Origin of the sequence: Streptomyces sp. NPDC004609 (assembly GCF_042873655.1) — a bacterium.
Classification (GTDB): Bacteria; Actinomycetota; Actinomycetes; order Streptomycetales; family Streptomycetaceae; genus Streptomyces.
Window position 1 is genome coordinate 10664 of record NZ_JBIALS010000007.1, and the last position, 23001, is coordinate 33664.

At 69.2% G+C, this 23001-nt stretch carries 19 protein-coding genes and 1 pseudogene; 13 read left to right on the forward strand and 7 right to left on the reverse strand.

Going from position 1 to position 23001, the window contains the following annotated elements; genetic code table 11:
* Positions 1–176: 176 nt before the first annotated feature.
* From ACFYT4_RS09115 to ACFYT4_RS09130, 4 genes are all read left to right on the forward strand, one after another.
* Positions 177–656 (forward strand): RrF2 family transcriptional regulator, encoded by a 480-nt coding sequence (locus ACFYT4_RS09115; RefSeq protein WP_389266816.1) that lies wholly within the window; start codon positions 177–179, stop codon positions 654–656.
* A gap of 44 nt (positions 657–700) precedes the next feature.
* Entirely contained in the window at positions 701–1927 is a 1227-nt protein-coding gene (locus ACFYT4_RS09120; RefSeq protein ID WP_389266818.1) for an MFS transporter, read from the forward strand.
* A 932-nt stretch (positions 1928–2859) separates the two neighbouring features.
* A complete protein-coding gene (gene acnA / locus ACFYT4_RS09125; protein WP_389266821.1) occupies positions 2860–5580 on the forward strand; it encodes an aconitate hydratase AcnA in 2721 nt (906 codons plus the stop codon).
* 342 nt (positions 5581–5922) lie between these two features.
* The gene (locus tag ACFYT4_RS09130; protein ID WP_389266823.1) at positions 5923–6897 is read left to right on the forward strand and encodes a hypothetical protein; all 975 of its coding nucleotides are present in this window, start codon (positions 5923–5925) and stop codon (positions 6895–6897) included.
* 93 nt (positions 6898–6990) lie between these two features.
* Here ACFYT4_RS09130 and ACFYT4_RS09135 read toward each other — a convergent pair whose 3' ends face one another.
* From ACFYT4_RS09135 to ACFYT4_RS09155, 5 genes are all read right to left on the reverse strand, one after another.
* Positions 6991–7392 carry a hypothetical protein gene (locus ACFYT4_RS09135; RefSeq protein WP_389266826.1) on the reverse strand — a complete coding sequence of 134 codons (402 nt, stop codon included), beginning with the start codon at positions 7390–7392 and terminating at the stop codon, positions 6991–6993.
* Between the two features lie 139 nt (positions 7393–7531).
* Positions 7532–8158, reverse strand: coding sequence for a hypothetical protein (locus ACFYT4_RS09140; protein WP_389266829.1), 627 nt, complete (start codon positions 8156–8158; stop codon positions 7532–7534).
* Positions 8151–8624, reverse strand: a complete 474-nt coding sequence (locus ACFYT4_RS09145) for a hypothetical protein (RefSeq protein WP_389266831.1) — start codon at positions 8622–8624, stop codon at positions 8151–8153. Before ACFYT4_RS09145 ends, ACFYT4_RS09140 begins: the two co-directional genes overlap by 8 nt.
* Positions 8614–9666, reverse strand: a complete 1053-nt coding sequence (locus tag ACFYT4_RS09150; protein ID WP_389266833.1) for a hypothetical protein — start codon at positions 9664–9666, stop codon at positions 8614–8616. Before ACFYT4_RS09150 ends, ACFYT4_RS09145 begins: the two co-directional genes overlap by 11 nt.
* A 185-nt stretch (positions 9667–9851) precedes the next feature.
* The gene (locus ACFYT4_RS09155) at positions 9852–10364 is read right to left on the reverse strand and encodes a hypothetical protein (RefSeq protein WP_389266835.1); all 513 of its coding nucleotides are present in this window, start codon (positions 10362–10364) and stop codon (positions 9852–9854) included.
* 307 nt (positions 10365–10671) lie between these two features.
* Here ACFYT4_RS09155 and ACFYT4_RS09160 point away from each other — a divergent pair, with 307 nt between their 5' ends.
* Both ACFYT4_RS09160 and ACFYT4_RS09165 read left to right on the forward strand, forming a co-directional pair.
* Complete coding sequence (locus ACFYT4_RS09160; RefSeq protein WP_389266837.1) at positions 10672–11136, forward strand: prevent-host-death protein; 465 nt, start codon at positions 10672–10674, stop codon at positions 11134–11136.
* 2 nt (positions 11137–11138) lie between these two features.
* Positions 11139–11489, forward strand: coding sequence for a hypothetical protein (locus ACFYT4_RS09165; protein WP_076094230.1), 351 nt, complete (start codon positions 11139–11141; stop codon positions 11487–11489).
* Between the two features lie 423 nt (positions 11490–11912).
* Here ACFYT4_RS09165 and ACFYT4_RS09170 read toward each other — a convergent pair.
* Together ACFYT4_RS09170 and ACFYT4_RS09175 are read right to left on the reverse strand one after the other, a co-directional pair.
* A pseudogene (locus ACFYT4_RS09170) lies at positions 11913–12410 on the reverse strand (helix-turn-helix domain-containing protein); the annotation flags it as partial.
* A gap of 717 nt (positions 12411–13127) precedes the next feature.
* Positions 13128–13739: a hypothetical protein gene (locus ACFYT4_RS09175; RefSeq protein WP_389266839.1), complete on the reverse strand. Its 612-nt coding sequence runs from the start codon at positions 13737–13739 to the stop codon at positions 13128–13130.
* Between the two features lie 603 nt (positions 13740–14342).
* On the opposite strand from ACFYT4_RS09175, the gene ngcE reads away from it, so the two are divergent.
* The 7 genes from ngcE (at position 14343) to ACFYT4_RS09210 (ending at position 22845) form a co-directional block, all read left to right on the forward strand.
* Entirely contained in the window at positions 14343–15788 is a 1446-nt protein-coding gene (gene ngcE, locus ACFYT4_RS09180) for an N-acetylglucosamine/diacetylchitobiose ABC transporter substrate-binding protein (protein WP_389266841.1), read from the forward strand.
* Between the two features lie 97 nt (positions 15789–15885).
* On the forward strand, positions 15886–16815 hold the full coding sequence (locus ACFYT4_RS09185) for a carbohydrate ABC transporter permease (RefSeq protein WP_389266843.1): 930 nt from the start codon (positions 15886–15888) through the stop codon (positions 16813–16815).
* Positions 16815–17741, forward strand: coding sequence for a carbohydrate ABC transporter permease (locus ACFYT4_RS09190; RefSeq protein ID WP_389266845.1), 927 nt, complete (start codon positions 16815–16817; stop codon positions 17739–17741). Before ACFYT4_RS09185 ends, ACFYT4_RS09190 begins: the two co-directional genes overlap by 1 nt.
* Positions 17742–18023: 282 nt before the next feature.
* Positions 18024–19223: an ROK family protein gene (locus ACFYT4_RS09195; protein WP_389266847.1), complete on the forward strand. Its 1200-nt coding sequence runs from the start codon at positions 18024–18026 to the stop codon at positions 19221–19223.
* A 122-nt stretch (positions 19224–19345) separates the two neighbouring features.
* Positions 19346–20458, forward strand: a complete 1113-nt coding sequence (locus ACFYT4_RS09200; protein WP_389266849.1) for a substrate-binding domain-containing protein — start codon at positions 19346–19348, stop codon at positions 20456–20458.
* 299 nt (positions 20459–20757) lie between these two features.
* Positions 20758–21543: an ATP-binding cassette domain-containing protein gene (locus ACFYT4_RS09205; protein ID WP_389266851.1), complete on the forward strand. Its 786-nt coding sequence runs from the start codon at positions 20758–20760 to the stop codon at positions 21541–21543.
* Positions 21544–22845 carry a sugar ABC transporter permease gene (locus ACFYT4_RS09210; protein ID WP_389266853.1) on the forward strand — a complete coding sequence of 434 codons (1302 nt, stop codon included), beginning with the start codon at positions 21544–21546 and terminating at the stop codon, positions 22843–22845.
* The last annotated feature ends 156 nt before the right edge of the window (positions 22846–23001 follow it).

A 23001-nucleotide genomic window follows, 5' to 3' on the forward strand; every position in this document is an offset into this window, starting at 1 on the left:
CCTCCCCGTTACCCGGCGGCTCATGCCCCACCGGCACCACCCCCCCGTGGGCGAAACCCCCGGCGGGGGGGGGGGGCCGGGGTCGGGGCCGTGGCTGGGTCCGGTGTTCGGGTGCCGATCCGGGGCCGGGTCCCGGCATCGCGGGCGCATTAATCTGGACTGATAGCATCCAGATTATGCGGATGTCCGAGGGTGTCGAGTGGGGGCTGCACTGCTGCCTGGCGCTGGCGTGGATCGGTGACGACCGGCCGGTGCCCACCGCCAGGCTGGCCGAGCTGTTCGACCTGCCGCAGGCGTATCTGAACAAGCGCCTCCAGGCCCTCGTCCGGGCCGGGATCCTCTCCTCGGTCGCCGGCGCGCGCGGAGGGTTCCTGCTGGCCCGCCCGCCCGAGAAGATCACCTTCCTGGACGTGGTCACCGCCGTCGAAGGACCCGAGGACCCCTTTCGCTGCACGGAGATCCGGCAGCGGGGAGCGGGCGCGGAGGCGCCCGCGCGGGACTTCCGTCTGCCCTGCGGCATCGCCACCGCGATGCGGCGGGCCGAACTCGCCTGGCGGCGCGAACTCGCCGCCCAGACCCTGGCCCACATGATCGAGGTCACCCCCGAGACCGCGGCCGTCCGCATCCGCCGTCACTACGAGCGCCTGAGCCGCTGATCGCACCAGCACCCACCAGGCGCACACGTCTCTGGAGAATCTGGATGTCCGATGTCTCGATTTCCCCCCGGTCGTCACCCCGCTCCGGCGCGGAGCCCCCCGCCCGCGGGCTGTCCTCGACGTTCATCCTGGCCCTCGGCACCTTCGCGGTGGGCACCGACGCCTTCATCGTCGCCGGGTTCCTGCCGTCCATGGCCGATGAACTGAACGTCTCCCAGGCCGCGGCCGGGCAGTCCATCACCGTGTTCGCCGTCGCGTACGCCGTGCTGTCACCGGTCCTCGCCACCGTGACCGCACGCCTGCCCCGCCGGACCCTGCTCGTCGGCGCGCTGCTCGTGCTGGCCCTCGGGAACGTGGGCTCGGCACTCGCGCCCAGCCTGCCGGTGCTGATCGCGACCCGTGTCGTGGCCGCCGCCGGAGCCGCCGCGTACACCCCCATCGCCGGAGCGGTGGGCGCGGGACTCGTCCGCCCCGGACTCCGTGCCCGTGCCCTCGCGGTCGTGACCGGCGGGCTCACCGTCGCCACCGCGCTGGGCGTTCCTCTCGGCAGCCTCGCGAGCCGGACCCTGGGCTGGCGCACCGCGCTGTGCCTGGTGGCCACGCTCGCCCTGCTGGCGGCGGCGGGGATCCGCCTCAGCCTGCCGGCGCTGCCCGGCGGCCCCCGTGTGCCGCTGCGCACCCGGCTCACCGTGCTGCGCAGGCCCGCCGTGCTCACCGTGCTGCCGCTCACGGTCCTGGGGATGGGCGCCGCCTACACGGCGTACGCCTACAGCGTCCCCGCCCTGCGCGGGGCCGGAGTGCCGGGGCCGTGGGTCCTCTGGATGCTGCTCCTGTACGGGGTGGGCGCCGTGATCGGCAACGTCCTCGCCGGATACGGCACCGACCGCCGGGGGCCCGTACGGGTCCTGTGGATCGGATACGCCGTCATGGCGGCCTCGCTCGCCGGGCTCGGGCTGCTCGCGGCGGCGGACATCTCCCTGACCGCGGTGGCCGGTGCGCTGGTGCTGCTGTGGGGCGGCAGCGCCTGGTGCCAGACACCGCCCCAGCAGTTCCGGCTGATCGCGGCCGCGCCCGCCGAGGCACCCGTGGTGGTCTCGCTCAACTCCTCCGGGATCTACGCCGGCATCGCCTTCGGCACCCTGCTCGGCGGCGCCGCGCTCCCCGCGGGGATTTCCGCCGTGTACGGCCTCGGCGCGGCCCTGGCCGCCCTCGCGCTGGTCTTCCTACTGGTCACGGGTCACGGCAACGCCCGCGGCACGGCGGGGACGTAGAGCCCTCGCGCACCCGATCCGCACACCGGCTCCCGGGGCGGTGGGCGCCCACCCGACGGGGCCCCGCGCACCGGGCTCCCGTACACCGGCTCCCCGAGCGGCCCGACTCCCGTACACCGGGCTCGGGAGCCGCCCAGATCCTCGCCCTCCGCGCGGAACTCGGAGAGCTGAAGGTCGAAGTCGCCGCTGCGCAGCTGACCGGCCACCGCCGGCCGGGTCCGTCGGCATCGGGATGTCCCGAGTGTCCTTCAGCGTCCCGTGTGTCCCGTGCGGACGGGCTTCCGGCTCCCGTCGACGGGCGGGTCCCCGGCGGACCGGCTCAGTGGTTCCCCCGGCCGGTCGGTTCTCCCGGCGGACCGGCTCGGGGGCTCCCGGGCCCGTCGGCCGCCGGGACGCCCCTGTCCGTACTCCTCCGGAGCCGGCGAAGGCGCCCCGGGCACCGTGCCGCCCGGGAGACCGCGCGAGCGCGGGCCTGATCGTCACCGAGGGGATCTGGCGCAGCCGCCGCGGCCAGGCGGGCCGGCGGATGCCGGGACGCGAAACGCCCGACCACGTCCGGGGGGCGGCGGGCCGTCACCGAGGCCGTCCACGCCGCGGGCGGACGGATCCATGCCCAGCTCATGCACGGCGGACGCCACGGCCACCCGCTCTCGCGGCCCTCGGCGCGATCGACACGGAGCGCCTCTACACCCACGGCGCACGGGGCTACACGGACTACGCGCGCACACCGGCGGAGGCGCAGCACACATCTCCCGGGCATGACCGGACCGCACCGATGTACTAGAGTTATCTCGACATCGAGATAACTGCCCGGGCGTACCGCAGTCGCCATCCCGGTAAGGGTTACCTAACTAAGCCCTACCTTAGCGGATCGATGAGGGGCCATGGCGGCAGCATGGACGTAGTACGCGCCATTGATGAAGGAGACTGTCGTGTCGGCGAACAGCTTCGACGCCCGCAGCACGCTGCGCGTGGGTGACGAGTCGTACGAAATCTTCCGGCTGGACAAGGTCGAGGGCTCCGCGCGCCTTCCCTACAGCCTGAAGGTGCTGCTGGAGAACCTCCTGCGCACCGAGGACGGCGCGAACATCACCGCCGACCACATCCGGGCACTCGGCGGCTGGGACTCCCAGGCGCAGCCGAGCCAGGAGATCCAGTTCACCCCGGCCCGCGTGATCATGCAGGACTTCACCGGTGTGCCCTGTGTCGTCGACCTCGCCACCATGCGCGAGGCCGTCAAGGAGCTGGGCGGCGACCCGGCGAAGATCAACCCGCTCGCCCCCGCCGAGCTGGTCATCGACCACTCCGTCATCGCCGACAAGTTCGGCACCCACGACTCGTTCGCGCAGAACGTGGAGCTGGAGTACGGCCGTAACCGCGAGCGCTACCAGTTCCTGCGCTGGGGCCAGACCGCGTTCGACGAGTTCAAGGTCGTCCCGCCCGGCACCGGCATCGTCCACCAGGTGAACATCGAGCACCTCGCCCGTACCGTCATGGTGCGGGGCGGCCAGGCGTACCCGGACACCCTCGTCGGCACCGACTCGCACACCACGATGGTCAACGGCCTCGGTGTGCTGGGCTGGGGCGTCGGCGGCATCGAGGCCGAGGCCGCGATGCTCGGCCAGCCGGTCTCCATGCTCATCCCGCGTGTCGTCGGCTTCAAGCTGACGGGTGAGCTGACCCCCGGCACCACCGCCACCGACCTCGTCCTCACGATCACCGAGATGCTGCGCAAGCACGGCGTCGTCGGCAAGTTCGTCGAGTTCTACGGCGAGGGCGTCGCCGCCACCTCGCTCGCCAACCGCGCCACCATCGGCAACATGTCGCCGGAGTTCGGCTCCACCGCCGCCATCTTCCCGATCGACGGCGAGACCCTGAACTACCTCAGGCTCACCGGCCGCAGCGAGCAGCAGGTCGCGCTCGTCGAGGCGTACGCCAAGGAGCAGGGCCTCTGGCTGGACCCGGCCGCCGAGCCCGACTTCTCCGAGAAGCTGGAGCTGGACCTCGCCACGGTCGTCCCCTCCATCGCCGGTCCGAAGCGCCCGCAGGACCGCATCGTCCTCGCCAACGCGGCCGAGCAGTTCAAGCTGGACGTACGCAACTACGTGGACGACGACGACGAGGCCGGCAAGGAGTCCTTCCCGGCCTCCGACGCGCCCGCCTCCATCAACGGCGTGCCGTCCCGGCCGACCCTGGTGACCGCCCCCGACGGATCGACGTACGAGATCGACCACGGCGCCGTGACCGTCGCCGCGATCACCTCCTGCACCAACACCTCGAACCCGTACGTCATGGTCGCCGCCGCGCTGGTGGCCAAGAAGGCGGTCGAGAAGGGCCTCACCCGCAAGCCGTGGGTGAAGACCACCCTCGCCCCGGGCTCCAAGGTCGTCACCGACTACTTCGACAAGGCGGGGCTCACCCCCTACCTCGACAAGGTCGGCTTCAACCTCGTCGGCTACGGCTGCACCACCTGCATCGGCAACTCCGGCCCGCTGCCGGAGGAGGTCTCCAAGGCCGTCAACGACCACGACCTCGCGGTCACCTCGGTGCTCTCCGGCAACCGCAACTTCGAGGGCCGGATCAACCCCGACGTCAAGATGAACTACCTGGCGTCCCCGCCGCTGGTCGTCGCCTACGCCCTCGCGGGCTCCATGAAGGTCGACATCACGCGCGACGCGCTCGGCATCGACCAGGACGGCAAGCCGGTCTACCTCCAGGACATCTGGCCCACCGGGGCCGAGGTCAACGACGTCGTCGCCAACGCCATCGGCGAGGACATGTTCAACAAGTCCTACCAGGACGTCTTCGCGGGCGACGCCCAGTGGCAGGCGCTGCCGATCCCCACCGGCAACACCTTCGAGTGGGACGCCGAGTCCACCTACGTCCGCAAGCCCCCGTACTTCGAGGGCATGCGGATGGAGACCACCCCCGTCACCGACATCGCCGGTGCCCGGGTGCTGGCCAAGCTGGGCGACTCGGTCACCACCGACCACATCTCCCCGGCCGGTGCCATCAAGGCCGACACCCCGGCGGGCCAGTACCTCACGGAGCACGGCGTCCAGCGCCGTGACTTCAACTCCTACGGCTCGCGCCGCGGCAACCACGAGGTGATGATCCGGGGCACGTTCGCCAACATCCGGCTGCGCAACCAGATCGCGCCGGGCACCGAGGGCGGCTTCACCCGCGACTTCACCCGGGCCGCCGAAGGGGCGCCGGTGTCGTTCATCTACGACGCCTCGCGCAACTACATCGACCAGGGCATCCCGCTGGTGATCCTCGCGGGCAAGGAGTACGGCTCCGGCTCGTCCCGCGACTGGGCCGCCAAGGGCACCGCGCTCCTCGGTGTGAAGGCCGTCGTCGCCGAGTCGTACGAGCGCATCCACCGCTCGAACCTCATCGGCATGGGTGTGCTGCCGCTCCAGTTCCCGGAGGGCGCGACCGCCGAGTCCCTCGGCCTGACCGGTGAGGAGACCTTCTCGATCTCCGGTGTGACCGAGCTGAACGAGGGCACCACCCCGCGCACGGTCAAGGTCACCACCGACACGGGTGTGGAGTTCGACGCGGTGGTCCGTATCGACACCCCCGGCGAGGCGGACTACTACCGCAACGGCGGCATCATGCAGTACGTACTTCGTCAACTTGTCGGTAGTTGACCTGATGTGAACGAGCGCTCCGTCCCTGCATCTCGCGCAGAGGGCGGGGCGCTCGCGCTCGACGGGGCGGAAGGTGCGCGGGCGACCATGAACCCACGCGATCTGTTCCTGGGGTGGAGCTGAGCATCCTACGACGACGAAGAACCCTGCACCTGTACCAGGTGCGGGGTTCTTCTGTTCCTGCGAGCGGGTGGCGAACGAGAGCCGTTCGGCGATGTGCTGCAGCTGCGTGTCGTCGCCGTCGCTCCGCGACGAAGCAGATGCCGCGGAAGCGGAGTTCGGGCGGCTTCGAGACCTCGGCTGAGGCTGGTTCTCCGTCGGACGCTGCCGGAGAATGGTGTCGTGGAACGGCGGATCGACTTCACGCGCGAGCGGCAGATGCTCTGTGGGCGCTGCGATCATCGGTGGTGCGTCGAACTGGACTGGATCGATCGGTGGGAGCAGGCGCAGGAGACCTGCCCCGGCTGCGGCATTACCTGCGAGCACGAGGACTCGCCTCGGGTGACGCTCGACTCCGGCGACCCAGCGCTCGACGACGACAGGGTCGCGCAGTTCTCCTGGTACCACACGAGCACGCAGCCGGACTGGCCGACGCGGGACTTCGACCCGGCAGCCGTCTTGACTCCCGAGACCCGCAGGATGGTGGGCGGAGAGCAGCGGGTTTCCGCGTGGGCCGCGCGCCAGCGGGCGAAGGCCCTTCACGTCGGAACGTTCGAGGCCGCTGTCCACAACGTGCTGCGTCGGATCCGTGACCAGGCCGACCAGCGTAGCCAGTTCTATCTGTATCGGGTCCGTCTGAAGCCATCCGTCGTGGTGCGGGAGGGGTGGCTCGTCGACCCCGGCAACTTCGTCGGCGAAGTCGTGCTCGACGAGGTCTGCCCGCCAGGCGTCGACGTTGCCCGCTACTTGAACTACCACGAGGATCCGGGAGGGCTCTCGCTCGTGCTGGGGAGGGACGCGATCGCTAGTGTTCAGCGGATCGCGGTTCCGCTCTCCGACACCTGGGATGGTGGCTGGGTGCGCGATGCCGTCGCGGCTCTCGAGGGCGTGAGCGGCGCCGTCGTCCCGGCAACTGGCAAGCTGGCCCGCTTCAAGCGGCCGTCATCGCCGCGAGCCGTCCTGGGCCGAGAGTTCGGTGCGTCCCTGGCTGGCAGACTGCCGGTCAACCTCCAGGACCAGTTCGTGTCGGCTGCAGAGTTCGCGGAGGGAGAGGAGCCAGAGCAGTGGGCGCGACGGACCAGCGGCCTGTTCGGTCTGATGGACGATCCGACTCGCGTGCTGGCTGCGCTCGACCGGCAAGATCCCCGGGAGGTCTGAGAACAGCCAGTCCGCTCCGTAGGGGCAGGAAGCCCGGAGTCGCTGTCGGTCTTTCAGGTTGGCGCCGTCCTGAGTCGGGAGAGCGTGAGCAGCTCAAACGCTGCGGAGCGCCATACTGACCGTGGAGGCGATGTCGGCTTGGGAAAGTCGTTTCCATCCGATTTCGCTATCCCGGTCGAGTGCCGCCGTGTCGAGACCGTCGAGGCCATCGTAGATTTCGCGAATCGCGGCGTGCTCCCCGGCGCGCACCGCTTCCAGGAGGCGCAACGTCTGCATCTTGAAAGCATGCACGTCACCCCCCGCCTGGAGACTGAGCTGCTCGACCGTCATGCGTGACGCGATGCTGACGAGAATGGATAGTACTGGTTCTGGTGGCCGCCGCAGGGCTCGCCGCCGCGTACTACGAGGCGTGGGCGAGCGCCCTGACAACCGCAGTAGCCCGCCGTCGGAGGCGGCGAGGAGGGTGGTGGAGAGGTCGCCGAGGGTCACGGTCATGGCGGGCCTCTTGGTGCTGCGGGCGAGGGTGGGACGGAATGCGCGTATGTGTGTGGTCAACTGCCTCCGGCGGGAGGAGTTGGTGAAGGTTGTAGGTCAGGGAGAGGGGCTTGGGACGGGGGCGTACGAGCATTTCGTCTCACGGCGACCCGCCCGCGGGGCCGCCGGGAGCACCGGGGGCCGTCCCAGCGGCCGGGGGAGCAGGCGCGGGTGGGGGTGGCATGGCGCGGCGCGGGCGTGGGACGCGCGGGAGGAGGCGGAGGGCGCGGCCCCGGGGGCGAAGGTGCGCCTCCACCGCGGCCATGTACCGCTCGCGGACATCCGCCAGCGCCCGCAGGTCGACGACCGACGTCGGGATCACCATCGCCGTGTCGTCCGCCGCTGGGGGCGAGAGCCACGCATCCTTCATGCTCCGCCCGGCCACCGTCCGCGTACGGGCGACGAGTTCGTCATACGCGGCGCCCACCTCCGGGGCCTCGAAGCGGACCCACGCCTCGTGCCAGGTCAGTCTGGCCTGGATCTCCCGCAGCTGCTCCGACAGGCGGACGCGCTCCTCGGCGGCGGCGTCCGCGCGGCGCCGCCGCACGGCGTACGCCATCTCCGCGTACTGGATGCTCACCTCGTACGCGCTCGCTAACAGTTCCTGCTTCCGCTCCCGCAGCTGGGCGCGGCGGCTGATCCGCGCCTGGACGCCGAGGATCAGGCCGGTCACGAGTGCGGCGAGAACGGCGGCGTAGGGGCCGAAGGCCTTGATCGCGTCAGCCAATGATTTGGTCCTGTTCGTCGAGGCCCGGCGAACCGTGGCCGTGGGGTGCTTCGAAGCCCGGCCAGATGCTGGTGGCGCGATAGGCAGACTCCCAGCGCAGATGGCGGACGATGATCGCGACGAGGAGCTGCCCGCCGTCACCGGGTGACCAGCGGCGCGAGGGCGCGTCCTTCGGGTACCAGAGGCACAGGGAACCGTCGGGGTTGCGGTGGGCGGGACAGTCGGGTCCGCGTGCGTGGACGCGGGGGACTGCCGGATCGTCGGGGGCGAAGACGATGCGGAGACTGTGCGAGGGCAGGATCCGCACGTGCGGGTAGACGTGGACGGTGAACCCGGACGCGAAGTCGGCGGGCCTGTCAACCTCGCGCACGTCGAGCCCCGTCGAGCGCATCCCGGTCAGCAGCTCGGCGCGGGCCATGGGACGGGCGAACCAAGGACGGCGCGCGGGACGCCGGTCACCGCTCAACGGCCGTCTCCTCCCGCCACGAGCGCGTCTTGGGGAGGAGCAGGCTCGCGCCCGCGAGACCGAGGCTGGCGGTGGTACTCAGGGGAATGGAGGCGGCGGAGAAGGCGCGCTCGCGTTCACGCATCGTCTTGGGGAAGAGGTGCTCCAGGACCTCCGCCACCGTGTCGATGTCGTCGGGGTCGGCGATGGCCCTCGCGAGCTTGTCGGCGGCGACCCGCAGCCGCCGCTCGGCGTCCGCGTCGGGGATCAGCGGCTTGAGGTCGGGCGAGACGGAGCGCGGATCCTTGGTCGGCTCTCCGCGCTGGAGGCGCAGGGCGGCCTCCAGCAGCACCGTGTGGACCGCGCCGACGAGGCCCATTCTCGGCTCGACGAACTCGTAGGCCCACACGGAGAGTTGGTGCGAGGAGAAGCCTGGCTTCGTGGCCTGAGCATTCCACGCCTTGAGGATGCGGATGGCGCGGCGCCGGGTGCGCCGCAGGGCGTCGGCGCCGGACGTCAGCAGCTTCACGTGGCCCTGGGGGTCGCTGGCACTCCAGGACTTCTTGGAGCCCGGGGCCCGCTCCAGGTCGGGGATCCACAGCCCGCGCCCCTCGCGGCGGCGCAGCGCTACGATGAGATCGACCGTGACATCCGTGCCGTTGACCGGAGCGCCGAAGTGAATCTTGAGGCCCCGCCGGGAGGTGCACACCCGCGCCTTGGGGTAGGACGGGGTGCGCTCCGGGTCGCGGAGCCTCGGACCGATGAACGCGACGAGTTCGTCGGTGACGGTGTGCGGGGCCTCCCCCTCGCCGTCAGGACCGAGCTCCGGGTGCCGGACACGGTCCAGGATGATCCCGCCGTCCCCGTCGCTGACCGCTCCGGCGTGCGGCTGAATGTGGGTGCCCACGGGGATCGAACCCGAGCTGTACGACGTACGGCCCTCGGGGTGCTGCTCGGCCAACGTGCGGGCCAGCGCGAGACGTTCGCGCGTCGCCGTGAGGACGTCGGGATCTACGTTGATCAGGGTGAGCAGGTCGTCGAACTGCTTGTGCAGATGTGCCATGACCGTTCCTTGCGGGTGGAGAGGAGTGAGGTGCGTGGACAGACCGCCGGCACGGGTGTGTGCCGTGTTCCGAGTCTGACGCACACCACTGACAACGCCCTCGCGCTCAGCGGGGGTCATAACCCGGCGCGGCCCGGTCGACGAGACGGTCACCGAGATCACGGGACGGCGCCGCCCGCCAGGTCTCACGACTCCCCGGAGTCATCGGGTTCTTCCTTGCCTTGGGCCAGGATCCGGCCTCCGACGAAGACCACACCCAGAGCGAGCGCGGAACCGACACCGACCATGGTCTTCCTCAGCAGACCGTCCACGTGGCGTTTGTGCTCGGTGTCCTTCTGAGAAGCAAGTCTTGCCGTTTCCTGGATGAGTTCGAGGAGGTGCTTCCTCTGCTCCCAGGTCAGGTCGTCCCTGCGGAGTTCCCGCTCGAAGATCTCCCGGTTCTCCCGGAGGGCCTGGTAGACCTGATCCAGGCTGTGCCTGCCGTCCGCGAGGGTGGCCTCGTGGGCCTTCTCGATGGCGCCGAAGGCGTCCGTGGCGAACTTCCTGAACTCGGGGAACTGTTCGACGATCTTCATGGCCACTTCGGTGTCCATGTCAGGCATCATGGCCGCGAACCTGACCATCTTCTCCTTGGAGAGGTGCCTCCAGGTGTCGATCCCGAGCGCGCGCATGATCTCGGCTTCGTTCTTGTACTTCATGCCGTGGAGCCTCCATTGCTCTCCTTCGCAGCGCGCTCTTCCGCGCTGCGGGCCCGGTAGTCGATCCCCTGGATGTGCACCAGCGCTGCCCACGGACGAGACCCGCGACCTGCTTTATGCACGGCTGGTAGGCGGCTCTGTAAATCCGCTCCCCATCTCGACGATCGACCGGCTGTGCGTTCGGGTCTGATCCAAGCATCGAGGAAGGCTGAGATCTGACATCGGACCGCATCCGGAGGTCGAGTCTGGCGCACGCACTCCGCGGTTTCCACTGGACTTCCGAATACGTTCCGAATACTATGGATCCATGACCACCGCAGCAGACCTCCCCGTGGCGACTCGGCGCTCCTCGGACCTGAGCAAGCACTCCGCCGAGGTCTTCGCCGAGGCCGAGGATCACCCCGTGACGGTGACCCGGCGCGACGGCGAGGCTCTGGTCCTGATGTCGCAGCGCGAGGCCGAGGGTCGTGCCCGCTTGCTGAACTTTGCCGCGCAGCTCATCACCGTCACCCTCGACGACCGCGGCTCGCTCGCCGAGCGGATGTCCAAGGCATTCCCTTGGATGCTCGCGCTGTCGCCAGCCGACCGGGAGTCCTGCGCGCAGGACCTCGTCGATGCGGCGCGCGCGTCGTTCTCCACCAGCCAGCCGCGCCTCGCGATCGGAGAGCTGACCTCCTGGAAGGAGACGGCCACCGCCGTCGCGGCCGGGCTCAGCAGCGGCAGCGCCGGTCTGGAGTGGCTCGACGACGATGAGACCGTGGAGCGTCCGTAGCCGTGGCGGCCGCCAGGAAGGGCGAGCTGGTTCCTCGCCCTCCGAAGAAGATCGAGTACGAGATCCGCTTCGCCACAGCCGACGCGCAGAAGGGATGGCGCGACCTCGTCGCGACGATCCGCAACCCCATGACGGAGACCTGGGACTTCCTCACGCGGACGCCACTGTCCACGACGCCGACGAACTATCGGCTCAAGGGCGAGCTCGGCGTCATCGAGCGTGGCGGCGCGACCCATGAGCGGTGGCAGCACAAACCGACTGCGAAGGGCACCGCGCGCATCTGGTTCTACGTCCACGAGCGCACGGTCTTCCTTGAGCAGGTGCACACGAGCCACCCGAACGAGACGAAGTAGGCGGGCGTCGCAGCGTCGCACATCGTCGGTGAGCGCGCATCCGGCGATCACCAGCATCGCCGGTGCCACCCCGGTAGTAGTCCGTCTCGGTCGCGATCAGGGAGAACCAGACCGGCGGGCTCACGCTGCGGCGCTGGGTGAGCGTGAACGCGAGAAGAGCGTGACCGCACCCTGTTCCGCCGGTGTCGAGTACCGCTCCTGCGGCCCTCCAGCTGGCCGGTGTGGCGCTCCGCGTGCATGACGTGTACTGGTCTGAGAGCCTGCCTGGCGCAGGATGGCGACGATCAGGTCGACTTGCGCCTATGACAGAGGAGGCGCGCCCTCGGCCTTGGCGGCTCCCGCCTTCCGGAGATCCTCGAGTACGACCGCAGAGGCCGGGTGGCGCGGCCATCGTGTTCGCGAGGCGCTCTGATTGTGGGCGTGTTATACGCTCACGGTCGTGCGTGCCGAGTGTCGGACTGACCGTGGTACATCGCCGCTGTTCTCGGCTGCTGCAGCTGATGAACCCGACAGTTGCCTCCTTCCGGCCAGGTCCATCTGCCACGGGTGCGTCGGTGCCTCACGCTGCCACCGGCGGTACTTGCGTGGATGCTGCTGTTCCTGGGCGCGGACCACGCCGTTGCGGGACAGCACCCGGTGGACCGTTGCCCGCGACGGCGCCGACTCCAGCCCACGGCCGGACAGCTCGTGGGAGATCCGGCGGGCACCCCACCGGGGATGCAGGCGGCGCAGCTCGCAGATCTTGGCCTCAACCTCGGCGGACAGGCGCGTGGGACTGCTCCGCGGCCGACGGGAGCGATCCAGCAGACCGGGCATGCCCTCCTGCTCGAACCGCCGCCGCCAGCTGTGCAGGGTCTGGCGCGAGGTGCCGTACCGGGCCGCGACCTCACCGATCGCAGACCCGCCGAGCACATCGCGGACAGCCCGGTAGCGATACTAGGCCAACTGCTGTATATCCACGACTCCGACGGAAGCACACCCCTGCCGCACCGGCAGTTGGGGGATAGCGGACGTTCAGCCGAACGTGTCAACCATGTCCAGAGCACAAACGGTCAAGCATCTCCTGAGACCTCACACCGACAACAATCGCCAATGAAGCACGTTGACTCGCCGTGCCGCGCGTGTCGAGGTGCTGCGTTAGCGGTAGGAAAACTCGGCCAGATGCGCTCTCCACGCCCGGAAACCATGGTCATTGTGGCGATCTGATGCGAGGATCATTGGCCAGAACGCCATCGTCCTCGAAATCCTGCAGAACTACCGTGTAACGGGAGCATGTCTCAGTACGTCCTGCGGAACCTGATCCGCGGCTGACGGCCGGCGCGACGATGGGCCGCACCCCCCGGGGTGCGGCCCATCGTCGTACGTGCTGCGGGATCGGCCCGGCCCCGGCCCGGGTCGCCCCGCCGGTACGGCCCCCAGGAGCCCGGTCCCGCGGCCGTGAGCACCCGGGTCCGCCCACCCGTCCGGAGCTTCGGCTCACGGCCGGCGGCGAACGCCCGCGCGTGCCGCCCGCATCCGGCGCCGAAGCGCGCGTCCGCCTCGGCGGTGGGGGAGCCGGGGGGCCTCGGTCCGCCGGGGAGCGCCGCATGCCGCCGGGCGGTGGCGGGGGCCGATCGCCGCCGGAGAACCGCATGTCCGCTAATCGGGTGAGATCGGCGCCGTTGTTCCGGTGATCTCCAGCCGGTGGTGCGCATATGCCATGACCGGTGAGGGATCGCCGATGTCATCGGTTTTCGGCTGAAAACGCGCCGTCGAGCTCTCGCCTTCCCGGGTCTCGGGACATTCCGGTCCCTGCCCGTCGGCGGAGCCCCTTCCGTGGCCGTCCCCCGGGGCGCGGGAAACGAAGTCGTTCGTCGGCGTCCTGGCATATGCGGCCACCTTGACGGGCGCATCGGGGTCGAACTCCGGCCAGGACTCGGGGTCGAACTCCGGCCATTTTGTTCTTGGCTGAAGATCGGCCACATACTCCGTGGCCTCATCCGCCGCAGTGTTTTCGCCACTGGCGCGTACTTCTATGGCCTTGTCGGTGGCATTGCCCGAAATTCCGAGGGTGAAGTCGCTCTTGGCACCGGATGGCCGCTTCTTTCCGTCCGCTCCGACTTCCCCGGTATTGCGCCGGTCCGGCGGGCGTTCGCGGGAATCGGGCGCGGAGCTGGACTTGTGTTCGGAGGCGGGAGAAGTGCCGAGGTCACGGGCTGGTCGACGGCGGCCGGCGGACCCGTCGGCCGCCAGGGCGCAGGTGGCTGCCACCGGGGCTGCCGTACAGAAGGGCGGGGGAGGTGCCGGTGGTGGCGCGGTGGACGGGGTCGGGGGCGGGGGATCCGGGTTCGGCCGACACGGGCCTGCCTTCCAGGAAAACTAGGCTCAGACAACGTTGTCATCCCGTTGGGAAAGTTCTATTAGGGGGTCGAGAGGTATGCGGTGTCAAGGGTGTTGACGTGGCGTCACTGCTGGAATCGGCCATTCCGCCAAGAATGATCAAGATATGGCTCTCCGGGCGCCGTCCCCAGGTATCCGGGAGGTCTCAACTCGGGAAAGACTGCCGTCGAACATTGCTTTCGATCTTGCTCCGCCGAAGGGAAGTGGACTATACCTGTCGGCGTCCGGGCTGCTGTTGCACATGCTGCTCGGGCCAGGGGGAATGGAGAAGCGGGCAGCCGTGCGCGTAACGTCTGCTGCTCTCGAACCGTTTCCGCTGTCGAACGGTGCACAACCCAAGCTTCATGATTTCGCGCGGGAGAGCCGCGGGAGAGCACAGCAATCGACCGCGGTGGCGGGGCCCTTCGCCTGAAGGCGAGACGGACGGGCGACTTGTTCACCGCCTGAGTCCTGAATGAAGGCGAGGACTTGAGCATGGGATCCACCTCCTCCCACAACAATGAGGGCCTTGGCCGCCGTGATCTGATCAAGCGCTCCGCGGCGCTCGGCCTGCTGACGGTTCCGACGATGAGCTTCCTGTCGGCCTGCGCGAGCGGCGACAGCTCGGACAACGACTCGGTCGACAAGGGAAAGAAGACCGCGAAGAACCCGCTCGGGGTCAATGAGTCCGCCCCGCTCGACTTCGTACTCTTCGACGGGGGCTTCGGCCAGCAGTACGCCAAGGACGCGGTCAAGGTCTACGAGACCAACTACCCCAAGGCCACGGTCAAGTTCCACGCGACCCAGCTCATCCAGAGCGAGCTCCAGCCGCGGTTCAACGGGGGCAACCCGCCGGACCTGATCGACAACTCCGGCAAAGAGCAGATGGACATGGGTGTCCTCGTGGGCAAGAAGCAGCTCACCGACCTGACACCGCTGCTGGACGCCGCCTCCGCCGACGACCCGAACAAGAAGGTCCGTGACACGCTCCGCCCGGGCATCGTGGAGATGGGCCAGTTCGACGGCGCCCCCGTATGGATCCTCTACTACGCCTACACCGTCTACGGCACCTGGTACTCGCAGAAGCTGCTCGACTCGCTCGACGCGAAGTACCCGGAGACCTGGGACGAGATGCTGGCGGTCTGCGCGAAGGCCAAGAAGAAGGGCATCGCGGGCTGGACCTACGCGGGCGTCCACCCGTACTACATCCCCTTCTCGCTCTATCCGATGATCGGCAAGGTCGGCGGTCCCGAGGTCCTCGACGCGATCGACAACCTGGAGCCCAACGCCTGGAAGCACCCGGCGGTCAAGACCTGTCTTGAGGCCTACTACGAGCTGTTCAAGAAGGGGTACATCCTCAAGGGCACTCCCGGTCTCGACCACATCCAGTCGCAGACCCAGTGGACCCAGGGCAAGGCGCTCTTTCTCCCGAACGGCTCCTGGGTGGAGAACGAGGCGGCGAAGACGATGCCGAAGGACTTCAACCTGGCCGTCTCCGCGCCCACCGGCATCGACAGCGGGGACAAGATGCCGTTCGGCACCATCTGGGCCTCCGGCGGCGAGCCGTTCATCGTCCCGGCCAAGGCGAAGAACAAGGAAGGCGGGATGGAGCAGCTGCGCATCATGCTCAGCGAGGCCTCCTCCAAGAACTTCACCCAGTCGGTGAAGTCCCTGACGGCGTTCAACGGCGGCACCGACGGCATCGAGCTGACCCCGGGCCTGAAGTCCGCGGTCGCCGCCCTGGAGAAGGCCGGCACCAATGTGCTCAATCCGCGTATGCAGGACTGGTACGTGGCGCTCCAGAAGGAGAAGATCGGCGTCGCCGGTCTGGGCGAGATGATGGCCGGCCGCATCACCCCGGCCGAGGCCATCAAGAGGATCCAGGGCTACGCCGACGAGGCCGCCAAGGACGACTCGGTCAAGAAGTACAAGCACCAGTGATCCTCGGCCGGGGCCCCGTCCGCCGACCGGGAGCGGGGCCCCGGCTCTCCACACGGCACCGGCGGTGCTGCCCGCAGGAAGATCGGGGTCGTTAGGAATGCAACACGGCAAGTACCGTTTCATCATGGGGTTCTTGGTGGTGCCCCTGGCGCTCTACGCGCTGTTCGTCATCTGGCCGTTCATCCAGTCCATCTACTACTCCTTCACGGACTGGAGCGGGCTGAGCCCGGAGTTCTCGATGGTCGGGTTCGACAACTACACCAAAATGCTGGACGACGACGTCTTCTGGAAGTCGGTCCAGCACAGCCTGACCTTCGCGGTGGTGCTGCCGGTGCTGACGGTCGGGATCGCCCTGTTCTTCGCGTTCATGCTCAACGTCGGCGGCAGACGCCGCAGGGGCGCCGCGATCGCCGGGGTGCGCGGCTCGTCCTTCTACAAGATCGTGTACTTCTTCCCCCAGGTGCTGTCGATCGCGATCGTGGCGCTGCTGTTCAAGTTCGCGTACAACCCCGCCGACGGCGCCATCAACTCCGCGCTGAAGGCGGTCGGGCTGGACAGCGTCCAGCCGGACTGGCTCGGGGACCCCGATCTCGCGCTGATGTGTGTGATGGCCGTGCTGGTCTGGTCGACGGTCGGCTTCTTCGTCGTGCTCTTCTCCGCGGGCATGGCCTCGATCCCCCGGGACTTCTACGAGGCCGCGCTGCTGGACGGCGCCAACCGCTTCACGACCTTCTTCAAGATCACCCTGCCGCTGCTCTGGGACACCGTGCAGTCCGGGTGGATCTACATGGGCATTCTCGCGCTGGGCGCCGAGTCCTTCGCGGTCGTACAGATCATGACGGTGGGGCCGAACGGCGGTGGTCCCGACTACTCCACCATCGTCATGCCGCTGTACGTGTATCAGAAGGCGTTCCGGGACGGCCAGGCCGCCTACGCGACCACGATCGGCGTCGCCCTGCTCATCGTCACGCTGCTCTTCGCGGCTGTGGTGATGCGGCTCGGCCGTCGCGAGCGGCTGGAGTACTGATGAAGACGACTGACACCGCACACACCGACGTCGAAGGAGACGGCGGCCATGTGATGAAGACGGCGGCTCACGAGCCGGGTGAGCCCACCGGGCAGAAGACCGGGGGCTCGGTCCTCAACGTCTTCTCCCACGGCGTCCTCATCATCTGGGCGATCATGGTCGTGCTGCCGCTCCTGTGGGCGGTCATGACCTCCTTCAAGACGGACCGGGCGATCTTCTCGTCGCCCTGGGCGCTGCCCGACAAGCTGCACTTCGAGAACTGGTCGCGCGCCTGGAGCGAGGCGCACATGAGCGACTACTTCCTGAACACCGTCCTGGTGGTCGGCGGCTCGCTCATCGGCACCCTGCTGTTCGGGTCGATGGCGGCCTATGTGCTCGCGCGCTTCGACTTCCCCGGGAACCGCTTCATCTACTTCCTCTTCATCGGAGGGATGAGCTTCCCCGTCATCCTGGCGCTGGTGCCGCTGTTCTACGTGCTGCAGAACATGGCCCTGCTGAACACGCTGCACGGTCTGATCCTGGTGTACATCGCGTACTCGCTGCCGTTCACCGTCTTCTTCCTCACGGCCTTCTTCCGTACGCTGCCGACCTCGGTGGCCGAGGCCGCGTTCATGGACGGGGCCTCGCACACCCGGACGTTCTTCCAGGTCATGCTGCCGATGGCCAAGCCGGGGCTGATCAGCGTGGGCATCTTCAACTTCCTGGGGCAGTGGAATCAGTATCTGCTGCCCACCGTGCTCAACACGGAGCCGGAGAAGAAGGTGCTCTCGCAGGGCCTGGTGCAGCTGGCGGTGAGCCAGGGGTACAAGGGGGACTGGTCCGGCCTCTTCGCCGGTCTGGTGATGGCGATGCTGCCGGTGCTGGCGGCGTACATCATCTTCCAGCGGCAGGTGGTGGCGGGACTGACGGCAGGCGCGCTCAAGTAGCGGGGCCGACAGCCGGCGCCGGGCGGTCGGCGCCCCGCGCGCCGGGCCGCGCACCCGGGGCCGCCCTTGGACGAACGCCCTCCGGTGGATCACTCCACCGGGGGGCGTTCGGCGTGCCCGGGACCCCTGCTCCCACCCCCTTCTCGGTCAAGGTCTTGACGTGATAACCCCTGGACAGCGAGGTTGGAGTTCACAAGTTGGAGGAATGCCGGAGATCCAACGAGGATTTCCGGCCGGAGGACGGCCGTCGTGCCGCCCTCCGGGAGCAGGAGTGGATCAGCCATGGAGACTCCGGGATCGCAGACATCGCTGCACCGGGCCAATCTGGAACGGGTCGTCCGGGCCGTTCGTACGGCGGGCTCGCTGACGCAGGCGGAGATCGCGCGGAGTACGGGCCTGTCGGCGGCCACGGTCTCCAATATCGTCCGGGAGCTGAAGGAGAGCGGAACGGTCGAGGTCACCCCCACCTCCGCGGGCGGCCGACGGGCGCGCAGCGTGTCGCTCAGCGGGGACGCGGGCGTGGTCGTCGGCGTCGACTTCGGCCACACGCATCTGCGGGTGGCGGTCGGCGATCTCGCCCACCGGGTGCTGGCCGAGGAGTCCGAGCCGCTCGATGTGGACGCCTCGGCCGCGGACGGCTTCGACCGGGCGGAGCACCTGGTCACCCGGCTGATCGAGGCGACCGGGACCGGCCGGGACAAGGTGATCGGCGTCGGCCTCGGGGTGCCGGGACCCGTCGACGGGGAGGCCGGCACCCTCGGATCCCCCTCGATACTGCCGGGCTGGACCGGGGTCAACCCCGGCAAGGAGCTGTCCGGGCGGCTCGGTGTCCCCGTCCACGTCGACAACGACGCCAATCTCGGCGCACTCGGGGAGCTCGTCTGGGGCGGCGGCCGGGGGGTGCGCGACCTCGCGTACATCAAGGTCGCGAGCGGTGTCGGGGCCGGGCTGGTGATGGGCGGCCGGATCTACCGGGGGCCCGGCGGCACGGCCGGGGAGATCGGGCACATCACCCTGGACGAGTCGGGTCCGGTCTGCCGCTGCGGCAACCGCGGCTGCCTGGAGACGTTCGCCGCCGCCCGGTACGTCCTGCCGCTGCTGTACTCCTCGCACGGGCCCGGCATCACGATGGAGCGCGTGGTCGCGCTCGCCCGCGACGGTGACCCCGGCTGCCGCCGGGTCGTCGCCGATGTGGGCCGCCACATCGGCAGCGCCGTGGCCAGCCTGTGCAATCTGCTCAACCCGAGCCGGGTCGTCCTCGGCGGAACCCTCGCCGACGCCGGTGAGCTGGTCCTCGGCCCCATCCGCGAGTCCGTGGCCCGGTACGCGATCCCCAGCGCCGCCGCACATCTGGTGGTGGTGCCCGGCGCGCTCGGCGGACGGGCCGGGGTCCTGGGCGCGCTGGCCCTGGCGCTGAGCGAGACGGGTGATTCCACCCTGCTCGGATATGAGCCACCCAGCGGGGCCAAAGCCTTCACTTAGAGAACACATGGCACCGTTGTCATCTCGTTAAGGATTTACTCCTTGACGCTGACAGCGGGGCCGAGTTGACTGCCTGCCACCTCGGCCGCACCGGCGCGGCCCCGTCAGGGAGGTTTGCCCAGATGAACGCACATCTGCGTCGTGCCGCGGCCACCACCGCGGTCACCGCGATGGCCGCCATGCTCACCGCCTGCGGCAGTGCGAAGGAGTCCGGCGACAAGGCGAAGCAGTCGGGCGGCGCGAAGGGGGACGACATCACGGTCGGACTGCTGCTGCCGGAGAACCAGACGGCACGGTACGAGAAGTTCGACAAGCCGCTCATCGAGAAGAAGATCAGTGAACTGACCGACGGCAAGGGCCGGATCGTCTACGCCAACGCCAAGCAGGACGCGACGCTCCAGACCCAGCAGGTCGACACGATGATCACCAACAAGGTCGATGTGCTGATCCTGGACGCGGTCGACTCCAAGGCGATCGCGGGCGCGGTGAAGAAGGCCAAGGGCGCCGGTATCCCGGTCGTCGCGTTCGATCGGCTGGCCGAGGGGCCGATCGACGCGTACACCTCCTTCGACAACGAGGAGGTGGGCCGGGTCCAGGGCAAGGCGCTGCTGACGGCGCTCGGTCCGAAGGCCGAGGACGGCCAGATCGTGATGATGAACGGCTCGGTCACCGACCCGAACGCCGCGCTGTTCAAGAAGGGCGCCCACTCCGAACTGGACGGCAAGGTGGACATCGGCAAGGAGTACGACACCAAGGAGTGGAAGCCGGAGAACGCCAACGCCAATATGGAGGCGGCGATCTCGGCGCTCGGCAAGGACCGGATCATCGGGGTCTACTCCGCCAACGACGGTATGGCGGGCGGCATCATCACCGCCCTGAAGGCCGCCGGCTTCGCCGCGCTGCCGCCCGTCACCGGACAGGACGCCGAACTCGCCGCCGTACAGCGCATCATCGCCGGTGAGCAGTTCGCCAGCGTCTACAAGCCGTACGCGGGTGAGGCGGACGCCGCCGCCGAGATGGCGGTCGCGCTCGCCCAGGGCGGGAAGCTCGGCAGCGTCGCCCGGGACACCGTGGACAGCCCCACCACCAAGGGCGTGCCGTCGGTCCTCGTCCCGGTCGTCTCCCTGACGAAGGACAACATCAAGGACACCGTCCTCAAGGACGGCATCTACACCGTCGCCGAGATCTGCACCCCGAAGTACGAGGCGGCCTGCGACAAGCTCGGCCTCCGTTAGCGGCTGATCACACCCCCGATCCGCACCCCCCTGCCCCCACTGGACGACCCCGAGACCCCGCGCGGTCGAGCCGCCTCCAGAGCCACATCCGCCCCGGGATTCCCGTACCGCACAAGGCCGCACCCTCCGACCGCACGCCCCCGGCCCCGGGGGCTGCCCCCAGCTCGTCCGGCGCCCCCCGGCCCAACCACCCCGCTGCCGGCGGGGTGCCGGACGACCCGCTTGTCTCTCTTGCCCTGCTGCTCAGCATCCGCGCCCCACCCCGGCGCGGCGCCCCCGCCGGTCAGGCGGCGAAGGAGATGGTTCATGTGTCCGCTGCGCCCGTGCTGGCGTTGCGAGGGGTCTCCAAACGCTTCGGTGCCGTCCAGGCGCTCACCGATGTCGAGATGGAGGTCCGCTCGGGCGAGGTGGTCGCCCTCGTGGGCGACAACGGCGCCGGAAAGTCCACCCTGGTCAAGACGATCGCCGGAGTGCACCCCGTCGACGGCGGTGTCATCGAGTGGGACGGTGCCGCGGTGTCGATCACCCGGCCCCACGACGCCCGGGCGCTGGGCATCGCGACCGTCTACCAGGACCTCGCGCTCTGCGACAACATCGACGTCGTCGGAAACCTCTACCTCGGCCGGGAGATCCGCAGACACGGCATCCTCGACGAGATCGAGATGGAGCGCCGCGCCCGCGAACTCCTCGACACCCTCGCGATTCGTATCCCCAGCGTCCGTATCCCGATCGCCTCGCTCTCCGGCGGCCAGCGCCAGACCGTCGCCATCGCCCGCTCCATGCTGGGCGAGCCCCGGCTCGTCATCCTGGACGAGCCCACGGCCGCCCTCGGCGTCGAGCAGACCGCCCAGGTCCTCGACCTCGTCGAGCGGCTGCGCGAGCGCGGCCACGCCGTCATTCTCATCAGCCACAACATGGCCGACGTCAAGGCGGTCGCCGACCGGGTGGCCGTCCTGCGCCTCGGCCGCAACAACGGCGTCTTCGACGTCCGTTCCACCTCGCAGGAGGACATCATCTCCGCCATCACCGGCGCCACGGACAACGCCGTGACCCGCCGGGCGGCGCGCGACGCGGAGGGGCTGTAGATGAACCTCGACAAAACCCCCGAGGGCGCCTCCGGGGCCGACCGCGCACCCGTCGTCAACACGGAGGCGGCCACGGCCGCCGTGACCGCGGTCGACCCCCGGCTCCTGGTGCGCGAAGAGGGCTTCGCCGGCTATCTCTCTGAGTTCCAGCGGAAGCTGAGCGCGGGTGACCTCGGCTCCCTCCCGGTCGTCATCGGCCTGATCCTCATCGGAGCGGTCTTCCAGACCCTCAACTCCCACTTCCTGTCCGCCGAGAACCTCAGCAACATCGCCGTCACCATGGTCGCCACCGGAATGATGGCCGTCGGCATCATCTTCGTCCTCCTCCTCGGCGAAATCGATCTGTCCGTCGGCTCGGTCAGCGGTGTCTCCGGGGCGATCGTCGCCGTGCTGACCGTGACCCACGGCATGAACGAATGGCTCGCCGTCGCCGTCGCCCTGGTGAGCGGCGCGGCCATCGGGGCGCTGCACGGCTTCTTCTTCGCCCGGCTCGGCGCCCCCGCTTTTGCCGTCACCCTCGCCGGACTGCTGTTCTGGCTCGGCTTCATGCTCCAACTCCTCGGCGAGAACGGCACGATCAACATCGACAGCGAGGGTGTCGTCGGCAGGCTGACCACGTACTACTTCACCGATGTGGCCGCCGCCTACGGACTCGCCGCCGTCGCCGTCGCCGTGTTCCTCTGCTCCGGCCTCCTCGACAGCCGCCGCCGCGCCGCCGCAGGCATCCCCTCCCGCCCGCCGGCCGACATCGTGCTGCGCACGGCGCTGCTCGCCGTGATCGCGTTCGCGGCGGCCTTCGTGTTCAACCAGTACAAGGGACTGCCGCTGGCCCTCGTGCTCTTCCTGGCGGTGCTGGTGACGACGGACTTCGTGCTGCGCCGCACCGCCTACGGCCGCATGATCATCGCTCTCGGCGGCAGCGTGGAGGCGTCCCGGCGGGCCGGTATCAATGTCACGGCGGTACGGATCTCGGTCTTCGCCGTCGCCGGCACCTTCGCCGCGATCGGCGGACTGTTCTGGGCGTCCAAGATCGCCGCCGCCAATCAGAGCGCCGGCGCGGGCGACCTCCTGATGAACGTGATCGCCGCGGCCGTCATCGGCGGCACCAGCCTCTTCGGCGGACGCGGCCGGACCTGGAACGCGCTGCTCGGTGTGATGGTCATCGTGTCCATCCAGTACGGTCTGGCGCTGGAGGGCATCGCCACCCCGATCCAGTACATGATCACCGGCGGTGTGCTGCTGGCCACCGTGGTGATCGACTCGGTCACCCGCAGGACCCAGAGGACGGCGGGCCGCGCCTGATCCCGGCCACCGGTGACACCCGTCACCTCATCGCCCGGTCCCGGGGCAGGGGCCGGGCGTCGCGGTGTACGGACCCGGGGTCGCGGTGTACGGACCGCGGGAGCGAACGGCGTACGGACCGGGCCCGAACGGTGGCCGCTGTGTCCGGGATCACGG